7 protein-coding genes and 1 pseudogene are annotated in these 12,053 nt (G+C 58.3%); 5 read left to right on the top strand and 3 right to left on the bottom strand.

Annotated elements, in window-relative coordinates; genetic code table 11:
* Positions 1–655 precede the first annotated feature (655 nt).
* The 3 genes and pseudogenes from PSH80_RS15555 to PSH80_RS15545 all read right to left on the bottom strand — a co-directional run bounded on the left by PSH80_RS15555 (position 656) and on the right by PSH80_RS15545 (position 7,650).
* A complete protein-coding gene (locus PSH80_RS15555) occupies positions 656–1,024 on the bottom strand; it encodes a hypothetical protein (protein ID WP_305417398.1) in 369 nt (122 codons plus the stop codon).
* A gap of 1 nt (position 1,025) precedes the next feature.
* A pseudogene (locus PSH80_RS15550) lies at positions 1,026–5,653 on the bottom strand (RHS repeat-associated core domain-containing protein).
* A gap of 176 nt (positions 5,654–5,829) precedes the next feature.
* Positions 5,830–7,650 (bottom strand): sigma-54-dependent Fis family transcriptional regulator, encoded by a 1,821-nt coding sequence (locus PSH80_RS15545; RefSeq protein ID WP_169990598.1) that lies wholly within the window; start codon positions 7,648–7,650, stop codon positions 5,830–5,832.
* Between the two features lie 253 nt (positions 7,651–7,903).
* Here PSH80_RS15545 and PSH80_RS15540 point away from each other — a divergent pair, with 253 nt between their 5' ends.
* The 5 genes from PSH80_RS15540 to PSH80_RS15520 are packed head-to-tail and all read left to right on the top strand — an operon-like array spanning position 7,904 to position 12,052.
* Positions 7,904–8,998, top strand: a complete 1,095-nt coding sequence (locus tag PSH80_RS15540; protein ID WP_057445261.1) for an ABC transporter ATP-binding protein — start codon at positions 7,904–7,906, stop codon at positions 8,996–8,998.
* Positions 8,998–10,095, top strand: a complete 1,098-nt coding sequence (locus PSH80_RS15535; RefSeq protein ID WP_057960018.1) for an ABC transporter ATP-binding protein — start codon at positions 8,998–9,000, stop codon at positions 10,093–10,095. Before PSH80_RS15540 ends, PSH80_RS15535 begins: the two co-directional genes overlap by 1 nt.
* A complete protein-coding gene (locus PSH80_RS15530; protein WP_057441394.1) occupies positions 10,092–10,958 on the top strand; it encodes a carbohydrate ABC transporter permease in 867 nt (288 codons plus the stop codon). Before PSH80_RS15535 ends, PSH80_RS15530 begins: the two co-directional genes overlap by 4 nt.
* A gap of 10 nt (positions 10,959–10,968) precedes the next feature.
* Positions 10,969–11,769, top strand: a complete 801-nt coding sequence (locus tag PSH80_RS15525) for a carbohydrate ABC transporter permease (RefSeq protein ID WP_057960017.1) — start codon at positions 10,969–10,971, stop codon at positions 11,767–11,769.
* 10 nt (positions 11,770–11,779) lie between these two features.
* Positions 11,780–12,052 carry a DUF2160 domain-containing protein gene (locus PSH80_RS15520; RefSeq protein WP_029293327.1) on the top strand — a complete coding sequence of 91 codons (273 nt, stop codon included), beginning with the start codon at positions 11,780–11,782 and terminating at the stop codon, positions 12,050–12,052.
* Position 12,053 lies beyond the last annotated feature (1 nt).

Here is a 12,053-nt window from a genome sequence, read left to right as displayed (position 1 = left end):
GTTGGCTTAATTCGGGCGCACAAGTTAAGGGGGCGCATTAATGACGGACTTATTTTTTATTGGCTAGGGATTAACTATTTCCGTCACTTTTATCGCTGATATGCAGGTTCTGGACAAGGCTGTCGATACTGGGTACATTAAATTATTGACTTTCAAGTGAGTGGCTCTCGTCTAGACGTCTGTTGGGTAAAGTGAAATGTTTGTTGTTTTTAAGTTTACATACTTTGGAGTATGGTCGGGCTTTTCTTTCAGGTCTATAAGGATTGTTTAAGATCCAATGCGTAGGGCTGCGCAATTATCATCATTCCCTAAGATCAGTTCTGCGGTTATGTAGGTAATGCTGTCTATGATCTCTATTTTTTCCTCATGCTGGGGTGGTCGGGTAATATTATTGTTTCCAACAAAAAATATCATTCAGGTCGAATTCGACATCAATATACTCTCCGATTTTCGGTATCGGGCCTATCCACGTTGCTACACCACGTCCGGCAGATGTCTCATAATTAACATAAGATTTTTCGCGATGAGAAAATATATTTAGTATTTTTACAATCATCTTATTTTTTTGTAGTGCGCTTTAATTGCTGGGTTGTCAATGTTCATTGTTTTGTTTTTTGGGGGAGTAAAAGGGAGCTATTATTGCATCGGCTTGCGATCAAATAGAATCGTTCCGTTTTTTACGTTTGGTAGTGTATGTGTTGTGTGTGCAGTCAAGTTTTTTAGCGGTATAGCTACCTGCAATTACTGTAAATATCACATCGCATCCGTCACTGGATGTGAAGCAATAACTTGTCCCTGTCTCGTTTGGATCTACTCGTGTTGCCTCTGCTGAGAGAGGCGTGTCAGTGGTTTCGTACATTTCGGATATTTCAGATCCGATCGCACCTATCCCTTGGAAGGCGATTAGTTTGTGGAAGGTTATTAGCCATAGCTGCTCCTGCCAGTCTGAAAACTCTATTGATAGCGTGCTTCTATCGCATATTAGTTTTTCTATTGTTCCGTCTGAAACGGGAAATTTCTTCATCTTAAGATCCTGGATGTTTTTCGCCCGGTAGAAACCCAGTTCCGTGCCCGGGCTGATAATTTTCAGGGGTGACCTTCAGTAGCGTATTTTGTTTTTCAGATTGCTTCCAGCTTAAGTCATTCGGCTTAAGCTCAATGTGATAGTGGTTGCCGTGATGTCTTGGACTAAAAGGGCCAGGATCTCCCGGGTGGCTTTCAAATCTAATGCGGGTATCTGTATTAGGCCTCCATTCCATTCGTTGGGTACCGTGTTTTGTTGTTGAAATCTTTGGCTGTACGCCTAAAGCCTCGGTAAAGTCATTTGGATCAGAAGGGAAGTGGGTGTAAGCATTCGGTATAGCAGGTGAGTTGTGGTCGGCTTCTATTTGCGATGTAGGGTCTTCGATACGAACGGCTGGTTTACACCCGCTTTCGCCCGGACACGTATTCAACCCCAACGGATCCACCCACCCCGTAGGGTTGGGCACATACAAATACCCGTTCAGCCCACCGGCCAACTTCACCGGGTCGGGCGTCAGGTAGCGTCCGTTATCCGGATTGTAGTAGCGATGCCGGTTGTAGTGCAGCCCGCTTTCCCGGTCGAAATACTGCCCCTGAAAACGCAGCGGGTTATCGACGGTGCTCACGTCCAGCCGGGTGATTTTTCCGTAGGCTTGGTAATGGGCTGACCAGACGATTTTGCCGTCCGTGTTCGTTAGCTCCTGGGGCGTACCCAGGTGGTCCAGTTGGTAGTGGAACGCCTGGGTATTGGCCGGACCAAACCCTTCCAGCAAGGCCAGCGGCCTGAAGCTATCAGGCTCGTAGAGATAGCTGCGATGCTGCCCCGCCGTGTGCTCGGCGATGACTTTGTCGCCTTGCCAGAAAAACTCAGTGGTTTTGCCCGCCACGGTTTTGCTGATGCGCCGCCCAAATGGGTCATAGCGATAACTGGCCTGGCTGCCGTCCGGTTGCGTCACGCCGATCAGGCGGTGCTGGCAGTCGTAGCGGTATTCGGTGACTAACTGCTGCGCGCGGCCACGGCGTTCGCGTATGAGGTTTCCGAAGGCGTCGTAGTCGTAATGCCGGTCGCCTTGCAGTAACAGGCGGTTGCCGACGACGATGCCGGGGCCTGGGCGGTCTTGCATCAGCAGGTTGTTCGCAGGGTCGTGGGCGAAGCGTTCGGTGGGATCCTGGGAATGGTCGGTGCGGGTCAGGCGGTCGAGGGGGTCGTAGTGGTAGTCGTCTGGCCCTTGCGGGTGTCGAGCAGGCGGGTGAGGTTGCCGCTGTTGTCGTAGGTGTAGCGGCGAAGGCCGTGGCGGTGTTCGTGTTGGGCCAGGCGGCCCTGGTCGTCGTAGTGGTAGTGGCTCAGCAGTTGGCCCTGCTGGCGCTGGTGTTCGCGGCCTGCTTTGAACAGGTGCGAGCTGAGTGTCCGGCCATTCAGGTCGACAGTGGCAAGGTGGCCGCCCTTGTCGTGGTTGAAGGTCAGGCGGTTGTTGTCTGGCAGGCGCAGGGTTTCGAGTTGGCCGCAGTGGTCGTAGCCATAACGCAGGGTGCCCCAGCCTTGGTGCTCGGCGGTCAGGCGGCTTTGCGCGTCGTATTCGTACTGCAGCGGCCAGTGGCCGTCGTCGACGCTAAGCAGATTGCCGAGACGGTCGTAGGTGTAATCCACGGTGCTGCCATCGGGCAGGTTTTTTCGGACGAGGCGGCCGGCGTTATCGCGCTGGTAGGTGGTAACCAACTGACGGTCATCGTCGCCAAATTCGGTTTTTTCCTGCAGGTGGCCGTTGAGGTCGTAGACGTAGGCGGTGCGTTGGCCGTCGAAGCCGGTTTCCTGCTGGATCAGGCCGTTGGCGTGGTACTCCAGTTGATAGCGCTCACCTGCCTCGTTTTCGATCTCGGTCAGCAGCAGGCGAGTGTTGTCGTAGCGGTACTTGAGTTGAGAGCCATCGGGGTTGATCCGGCGACTGATCAGGTGCAAGCCATCGGCATATTCATACCGGGTCACACGCCCCAGCTCATCGCGCTCGGCGGTGATTTTTCCGTAGGGGTTGTAGCTCAATTCGCGGGTGGCACCGCCCGGCATTACCACCTTGATCAGCCGACCCACCGCGTCCCAGTGATACTGGGTCAGGGCGCCATGTTCATCCTCGCGGGTAATCTGCCGGCCCAGGTCGTCATAGCGATAACGCCGTACGCCGCCATTGGGCAGTTGTTCTCCAATCAACTGGCCAAGATCGTTCCACGTCAGGCGCTGACAGCTGTGGTCCGGGTACCAAACCGCTAAAAGCTGCCCACGCTTGTCATAGCTGTACTCGGTGACATTGCCGTCAGGGTCAGTCTGGCGCGTGATCGCGCCCTGATCATTACGCTGGTACTTCCAGACCGCCTCACCCCGGCGCATGACCCGTACGAAGCCATCCTCATACTCGTAGGAGGTAGGCTCGTCATCCCCAGGAAACAGCGCCACCAAGCGCCCAGCCTCGTCGTACTGATAGGCCGTGATCGCGCCCAGGGGATCCTGTTCAACCGTCAGCCGCCCCTGTGCGTCGTAGGACCTGAAATGCTCGCCGCCATCCGGATCAACCCGCTGCACCAGGCGTGCCCGCGGGTCATGCACGTAAACTTCCTGACTGCCATCGGCGTTAAGCAGGGTGACGCGGCCGTCGTCCCAGCTATAGCGCGTATCCATCTGCGCAAAACTGGCCCAATGCCGCACACAGCGCGCCGCCTTGCCAGACCGTTCCCACTCCCAGAAGAAACTCGCCCCACCGGCCAACTGCCGCTCAGTAATTACCGCAAGGCTGTCATATTGATAGCGCTCGCTTTCGCCGACGGCATTGATCGCCTCAAGCAGTCGCCACTGTTCGTCATAGCGGTAGGAAACAACGTTCTGCTCAGTAACCCAGGCGTCATCCGATTCGCTTTCCACGCGAAACACCTGGTAGTCCAGCGCCACGATATGCCCGCGGTCATAACGCAACAGCAAGGCGCGACCGGCACCGTTATCCAGGCGCAGAATCCGCCCCAAGCCATCGCGGGAAATACCCAGGCGGTTGTCATACCCATCGCTGATCGCCGTCAGCACACCGTCGTGAAAGTGGTAGAAGCGTGCCCCCTGCGCCAGCACCAGCTCATCCGGCGTCGCCCCCAGATAAATCGCCGCTTCAGCCAGGCTATTGCTGATCGCCGGGCGGGCAACGGAGGGCAGGGGAAAGGTGGTGCTGCGGTTCTCATGGTCCGTCCACACCACCGACCCGCCGACCACCTCCAGCCGCTGCGCCAAGGAATGGCTCCAGCCAAAGCCCAGCCCGCAATCCACCTCTACGGCACTGGTGCGATACAGGCGCGTCCAGGCAAATGGCAGCACGCCATCCAGTTCGCCATCGGTCAGGGTCAGCAGTTCTTCGCCGGTGACCATGGACACCGGGCAACCGTGGGTCGCGGTTTTATCAGCGCTAGCAGTTGCTTCCCCGTTGGGGTTTTTCGCGGAGGAGGGTGCGTCGTCCAACGCCTCTGCCTGCTTGAGCGTGGTATTGCGCCGCGCGCCCCAGTGCATCTGCAGGCCACCCTTTTTCAAGCCGCCAACCACGCCGCGCACAGCCACCGCCTTGTAGCGATCCACCGCGCCCATAAAACGCTTGAGGATGTCGAACACGCCATTGACGAAGCCCACTGCAACGTCAACCACCTGCTTGCCATACTTCGCCAGACGCAGCCCCAGGTACGCGATCCCGGCACCTTGCAGGGCAATGGTCAGCACCAGCGCAATCAGCAAATCAATGAGCAGCGACACGGCAAACCCGGCAATCACCTCGGCGGTTTTCCCTGCCACCTGGCTGGGCGGCAACGCCGACAACCAGATCATCGCCGTGCGCAACATCAGGTACAGCGCCGCTTCGTCGCTGGCCAGCAACATCGCCTGTTCCATCACCTGCGGCGCTTCGCGCGCCAGGGCTGTCAGCTCGGCGGCCTGGGCGCCAAGGCGTTCGATGTGTTTGGCCGGGTCCTTGAGGATGTCCTGCACCAGCGACAGGCTGTCCCACACCTCGGAAATGGCTGACCAGGTACCGGCCAATACCCCACTGCCAATGGCACTTGACGCCGACACCTGCCAGTGCGGTTTGAACCCCCTCCATTCCTTGCGCAGCCAGGCTTGTAGCTCGGCGGCCAAACTGTCGTAGGACGCAAACAGCGCCTCCACCTGCGCCGCCGAAACCCCGCCCTGTACGCGCACCTGATAGCGCCCACCGGCCGCGCAGTGATGGGCGCCCTTGCCCTGTTCATCCAGTTGGATAAACGTGGAACTGCCGTCCTCCAGGCCAATCACCTGCACCTGGAGATTGCCCAGCGGCACGTCATACACCGACTCGAATTTGCTTTCGATCTTCAGCTCGCCGCCTGCCGGGCACACGGCAACACTGGAAGTAAAGTCGGTGTCGGTCAGGCTTACCGACACCTGGGAATCACCGATCCGCAGCACCCGCTCCATGCCCAGCAGCGACGGCAAATCCGTGGCGTGGCTGACCTTGTCCAGGGCCAGCGCGTACCAGCTTGTTACCTGCTGGCGATACAGCGCCAGGCTCTGGTGAAAGCCATCCAGCTCGTATTCGATCAGGTCGATGGGCGATGAATCAGGGGCAGGGGCTGGCATCCATGACGTCTCTGCAAAAGAAAGGCGTCGGAGAATGCCGCAGGAAAAGGGCGCTTGGAGGTGTGGTCTGTTAAATCAGAATGGGCTTACGGACAGGGGGAGTTTTTCAGTTGGAATCGGCGTTTACGCCCACATCAACTAGCGATCAGTCTTAAAGAAAGACACAGGGTTTACGGCTATGGAGCGGCGCGTAATCGCTTGTATAAGGTATTGCGGCTGACCCCCAACTCCCTCGCCAAGTGGGAGATATTGCCGCCGACCGCTGCCAGTCGTTGCTGAAGGTTTTGCCTATCGTCCAGATCGTCCATGACCACCGGCGCGCTGGGTGCGGCTTGCCTCAGGTCGACAAAAAAATCATCCGGCAGGTGCTCGGGGCGAATCGGTTGATCTTCGGCCATGACCAGCGCCACCTGCATTACGCTGCTGACCTGGCGCAGGTTGCCCGGCCAGGGGTGTTGCTCGAATAACGCCAGCACTTCAGCACTGAGCCCGGCCCACTGCGTGGGCTCGCGGTGCTGTTGCCACAGTTGCTTGAACAGCGCCTGCTTGTCACTGCGCTCGCGCAGGGGCGGCAGTTCCAGGGTCAGGCCGCCGATGCGGTAGTACAAATCCTCCCGAAACCGTCCGATCTGCACCTGTTCGCGCAGCGAACGGTTGGTCGCCGAGATAATCCGCAGGTCCACCGGGAACAATTCGCTGCTGCCCACCGGCTGTACGCAGCGCTCCTGCAATACCCGCAGCAGCCGGGCCTGGGTGGGTAAGGGCATGTCACCGATTTCATCGAGAAACAGCGTGCCTTTGTCCGCCTTGCGGATCAGGCCAATGCTGCCTTTTTGATTGGCGCCGGTGAACGCGCCTTTTTCATAGCCAAACAGCTCCGATTCCACCAGCTCCGCCGGAATTGCCGCACAGTTGACCGCGATAAACGCCTGCTGGCTGCGGGAACTGGCCTGGTGCAGGGCTTTGACGAAAACTTCCTTGCCGACACCGGTTTCACCGTGGATCAGCAGCGGAATGTCTTTTTCCAGTAGGCGTTCAGCCTGGCGCACAGCCTTTTCCACGCGGCTGTCACCAAAGTGCAGGGTCTTGAGGCCGATGGGCGCGGAGGCTGGTTCACTAAAGACCCTGGCCTGCACCGGCGCCTGTTTGGGGCGTTTGAGCAGGCACTGGAAACGGTTGCGCCCCGCAGCCTGCAGGGCAAAGGGCAGGCCTTCGGGCTGGTTGAGCAACTCCAGCAGCGAGACCTTGAACAGGCTGTCGATCATCACCCGCGACAGGCTGATGCCCAGCAAGTTGTCGGCGCGGCGATTGGCTGACAGCACCTGGCCACTTTCATCGAAGATCAGCAGGCCGGCCCATTGGCTGTCGAGGTTGTTCAGGCCGGTGTTGAAGGTCAGTTGGAAGTGTTCGCCGCCAAACAGGTTAAGGATCAGCCGGTTTTCCACGGTCTGGCTCATCATCTTGACCATGCCCAGGGTGTGGGAGGGCGGCAGGTAGCTGTCGCTGGACACATCCAGTACCGCAATGATCTCGCGGTTGGCATCAAAGATCGGCGCGGCTGAGCCGGTCATAAAACGGTTGGCCTTGAGGAAGTGTTCGTCATGTTCGATATGCACCGCCTGGGCGCAGGCCAGCGCGGTGCCGATGGCGTTGGTGCCGGTGGCGCGCTCCATCCAACTGGCTCCGGCGTTGAAGCCACGGGCCAGTTTGGGGTCGATAAAGCGTTGGGTGCCCCACGAGGTCAGGACTTGGCCCTGATTGTCGGCCAGCATGATCAGGCAGTTGGAATTGCTGAGGATGTTCTCGTAATAAGGCAGCACTTCCTGGTGGGTGGTCTGGACCAGCGCGTGCTGGCTCTCCAGCAGTTGGCTGATGCCCTCGGCGGGCAGCTGGTCGAAGCTGGGGGCGCTCTGGTGATCCAGGCCGAACGCACGGCAGCGGCGCCAGGAGTCCTGGATGATGGTGTCGTGGGGCAAAAGCGGGGCTGGTGCGGCCATGGCGGTGACCTTCTTTTTATTGTTGTTATGAACCCTATGCAATTCCAATGTGCGAGCGGGCTTGCTCAGTGTTGTTCAGAACTGTTCATTGTCAACCTGGAGGTTGTTCAATTGTTCAGTTGTGAATGTTCATTTCTGTTCAGCACTGAGCAGTGGTTTTGCTCAAGTCTTTGGCAAATCGACGTTTTTTATTATTGGCACGAAACTCGCTCTGCCCCTGGAAGAACAATTCCAATAAGAAAAAGGGCGTGTCATGTCATTGACCCTGGAACATGTGACCCGTGTCGTCGAAGGCCAGACCTGGATCGACGACGCCAACCTGCGCTTTGAAGCCGGTTCTTTCAATGTGTTGCTGGGCCGTACGCTGTCCGGCAAGACCAGCCTGATGCGCCTGATGGCCGGCCTGGACAAGCCTGACAGCGGACGCATCCTGATGAACGGCGTCGACGTCACCCATAAGCCGGTGCGCTTGCGCAATGTGTCGATGGTGTACCAGCAGTTCATCAACTACCCGACCATGACCGTGTTCGAGAACATCGCCTCGCCGCTGCGCCAGGCCGGGGCCTCCAACGAACTGATCCACAGCAAAGTGCTGGAAACCGCGAAGATGCTGCGCATCGAGAAGTTCCTGCAACGTCACCCTCTGGAGCTGTCCGGTGGCCAGCAGCAACGCACGGCGATGGCCCGGGCGCTGGTCAAGGATGCCGAGCTGATTCTGTTCGACGAACCCTTGGTCAATCTGGACTACAAACTGCGCGAAGAGCTGCGCCAGGAAATGCGCGAGCTGTTCAAGGCCCGCAACACCATTGCCATCTATGCCACCACCGAGCCCAACGAGGCACTGGCGCTGGGCGGCACCACCACCATTCTCCACGAAGGCCGGGTGATCCAGAGCGGCAAGGCCGCCGAGGTCTATCACCAACCGCAGACCGTGCTGGCAGCCGAACTGTTTTCCGAACCGCCAATCAACCTGATGCCGGGGCGCATCAGCGGCAATGAAGTGAGTTTCGCCAGCGACGTGCACTTTCCGTTGAATGTCGACCTGCGCCCCATCGGCGAGGGCGAATTCCGCTTTGGTGTGCGCCCCAGCCATATCAGCCTGGTGCCCAGCAACGACGATGATCTGGAACTGGCAGTAACCGTGGAAGTGGCGGAGATCAGCGGCTCGGAAACCTTCCTGCACGTGCGCAGCGAGCATTTTTTGCTGGTTTTACACCTGCCGGGAGTACACGAGTACGACGTGGATGCGCCGATCCGCATCTATATTCCGACCCATAAACTGTTTGTGTTCGATGGTCAGGGCCGTTTGGTCCAGGCTCCCGGGCGCCGTGTCGCGAGGGTTGCCTGATGGCCGAGATCCATTTGCAGAACCTGGCACATAGCTACAGCCCTACACCCGCCGGGCCTGAAGACTACGCCATTCGCGAAATGAACCACATCTGGGAGCAGGGCGGTGCCTACGCGTTGCTCGGGCCGTCTGGCTGTGGCAAGTCAACCTTGCTCAACATCATCTCCGGCCTGCTCAGCCCTTCGGAAGGCCAGGTGCTGTTCGACAATAAGGTGGTAAATGAGCTGACCCCGGAAAAGCGCAATATCGCCCAGGTTTTCCAGTTCCCGGTGGTCTACGACACCATGACCGTGTTCGATAACCTGGCATTCCCCCTGCGCAACCAGGGCATGGCCGAGGCGAAAGTGCACAGCAAGGTGCAGGAAATTGCTGAAGTGCTCGACCTGCAGAACCTGCTGGGCAAAAAGGCCCGCAACCTGAGTGCCGATGAAAAGCAAAAGGTCTCGATGGGCCGTGGGCTGGTGCGCGATGACGTCTCGGCGATCCTGTTCGACGAGCCGCTGACGGTAATCGACCCGCACCTGAAGTGGAAACTGCGGCGCAAGCTCAAGCAGATCCATGAGCAGTTCAATATCACCATGGTTTACGTCACCCACGATCAGTTGGAGGCCTCGACCTTTGCCGACAAGATCGCGGTGATGTACGGCGGGCAGATTGTGCAGTTCGGCACGCCGCGGGAATTGTTTGAGCGTCCCAGCCATACCTTTGTCGGCTATTTCATCGGCAGCCCAGGGATGAATCTGATTGAAGTGCGGGCCGAAGCTGGTGGGGTGCGGTTTGCCGGGACACATCTGGCGTTGTCCGAGGTGCAGCAGCGGCAGATCGCGGAAAAGGACTACAAAAAACTTCAGGTCGGCATTCGTCCCGAGTTTATCCATGTGTGGGACGAGGCCAATCCTGATGCGTTGCAGGCCGACGTCATGCATATCGAAGACCTGGGCACCTACAAGATCCTGACCCTCAACCTCGACGGCGCGCCGTTGAAAGTACGCCTGGCCGAAGACAAACCGGTACCCGAGGGCCGGGCGTCGATCAGCTTCCCGGCGCAATGGTTGATGGTCTATGCCGATGATTACCTGCTGGAGGCGCGGCCATGAACAAGGTGCAGAACAACAAGGCCTGGTGGCTGGTATTGCCGGTGTTCCTGCTGGTGGCGTTTAGCGCGGTGATTCCGATGATGACCGTGGTCAACTACTCGGTGCAGGACATTTTCGACCAGTCCAGCCGCTATTTCGTCGGTGCCGACTGGTACAAGCAAGTGCTGCTGGACCCGCGCCTGCATGACTCGCTGCTGCGCCAGTTCATCTATTCCGCGTGTGTGCTGTTGATCGAGATCCCGCTGGGCATTGCCATTGCCCTGACCATGCCCACCAAAGGCCGCTGGTCGTCCCTGGTGCTGATTGTGATGGCCATCCCGCTGCTGATCCCGTGGAACGTGGTCGGCACCATCTGGCAGATCTTCGGCCGTGCCGATATCGGCCTGCTGGGTTCGAGCCTGAATGCCATGGGCATCAACTACAACTATGCCGCCAACACCATGGACGCCTGGGTCACGGTGCTGGTCATGGATGTGTGGCACTGGACCTCTCTGGTGGCGCTGCTGTGCTACTCCGGGCTGCGGGCCATACCGGATGTGTACTACCAGGCGGCGCGGATTGATCGGGCATCAGCCTGGGCGGTATTCCGACATATCCAGTTGCCGAAGATGAAGAGCGTGCTGCTGATCGCCGTGATGCTGCGCTTCATGGACAGTTTCATGATCTACACCGAGCCGTTTGTCCTGACGGGAGGCGGGCCGGGGAATGCCACGACCTTCCTCAGTCAGACCTTGACCCAGATGGCTATCGGCCAATTCGACCTGGGGCCGGCGGCAGCGTTTTCCCTGGTGTATTTCCTGATCATCCTGTTGGTGTCCTGGCTGTTCTACACCGCCATGACCCACTCCGACGCCAACCGCTGAGGTCGCCAACATGAGCAAGCGCAAGGTCATCCCGCTGCTGATCTACATTCTGTTCCTGCTGGTGCCGATCTACTGGCTGCTGAACATGTCCTTCAAGAGCAACACCGAAATCCTCGGCGGCCTGACGCTGTTTCCGCAGGATTTCACCCTGGCCAACTACAAGGTGATCTTTACCGACCCCAGTTGGTACACCGGGTATCTGAACTCGCTGTACTACGTGAGCCTGAACACCGTGATTTCCCTTGCGGTGGCGCTGCCGGCGGCCTACGCGTTTTCGCGCTATCGCTTCCTCGGCGACAAGCACCTGTTCTTCTGGTTGCTGACCAACCGCATGGCGCCGCCGGCGGTGTTCCTGTTGCCGTTTTTCCAGTTGTATTCGTCCATCGGCCTGTTCGACACCCATATCGCTGTGGCTCTGGCCCACTGCCTGTTCAACGTGCCGCTGGCGGTGTGGATCCTGGAAGGCTTTATGTCGGGGGTGCCCAAGGAGATCGACGAAACGGCCTATATCGACGGCTATAGTTTTCCGAAGTTTTTCGTGAAGATCTTTATCCCGCTGATTGGCTCGGGGATCGGTGTCACGGCGTTTTTCTGCTTTATGTTTTCCTGGGTCGAACTGTTGCTGGCGCGCACGCTGACGTCCGTGAATGCCAAACCGATTGCCGCCGTGATGACCCGCACCGTGTCAGCGTCCGGGATTGACTGGGGGGTGTTGGCGGCCGCCGGGGTGCTGACCATCCTGCCGGGCATGCTGGTGATCTGGTTTGTTCGCAACCATGTGGCCAAGGGCTTTGCCCTTGGCCGGGTCTGAGGAAACGATGATGGAATGGATGGCATGGACCACCCCGACTGCACTGTTCTTTGCGGCGATTGCCCTGTTGCTGGCGGGCATGACCACGTGGGAGCTGCGTTCGCCGAGCATTCCCCGGCGCGGGTTGTTACCGATCAGCACCACCCGTGGTGATCGTTTGTTTATCGGTCTTCTCGGGAGCGCCTACCTGCATCTGCTGGTGATTGGCGTAACCGGCTGGAGCATCTGGGTGGCGTCCGCGCTGTCTGTGGTGTGGCTGTTGTCTGTGATGCGTTGGGGATAGC

Source organism: Pseudomonas sp. FP818, assembly GCF_030687335.1.
GTDB classification, from domain to species: domain Bacteria; phylum Pseudomonadota; class Gammaproteobacteria; order Pseudomonadales; family Pseudomonadaceae; genus Aquipseudomonas; species Aquipseudomonas shahriarae.
This window is presented reverse-complemented; position numbering and strand designations above follow the sequence as displayed.

Coding starts and splice junctions, on each gene's coding strand:
- PSH80_RS15535 (WP_057960018.1), top strand. CDS start 8,998: ATGGCCGAGATCCATTTGCAGAACCTGGCACATAGCTACAGCCCTACA.
- PSH80_RS15555 (WP_305417398.1), bottom strand. CDS start 1,024: ATGAAGAAATTTCCCGTTTCAGACGGAACAATAGAAAAACTAATATGC.
- PSH80_RS15525 (WP_057960017.1), top strand. CDS start 10,969: ATGAGCAAGCGCAAGGTCATCCCGCTGCTGATCTACATTCTGTTCCTG.
- PSH80_RS15540 (WP_057445261.1), top strand. CDS start 7,904: ATGTCATTGACCCTGGAACATGTGACCCGTGTCGTCGAAGGCCAGACC.
- PSH80_RS15530 (WP_057441394.1), top strand. CDS start 10,092: ATGAACAAGGTGCAGAACAACAAGGCCTGGTGGCTGGTATTGCCGGTG.
- PSH80_RS15545 (WP_169990598.1), bottom strand. CDS start 7,650: ATGGCCGCACCAGCCCCGCTTTTGCCCCACGACACCATCATCCAGGAC.
- PSH80_RS15520 (WP_029293327.1), top strand. CDS start 11,780: ATGGAATGGATGGCATGGACCACCCCGACTGCACTGTTCTTTGCGGCG.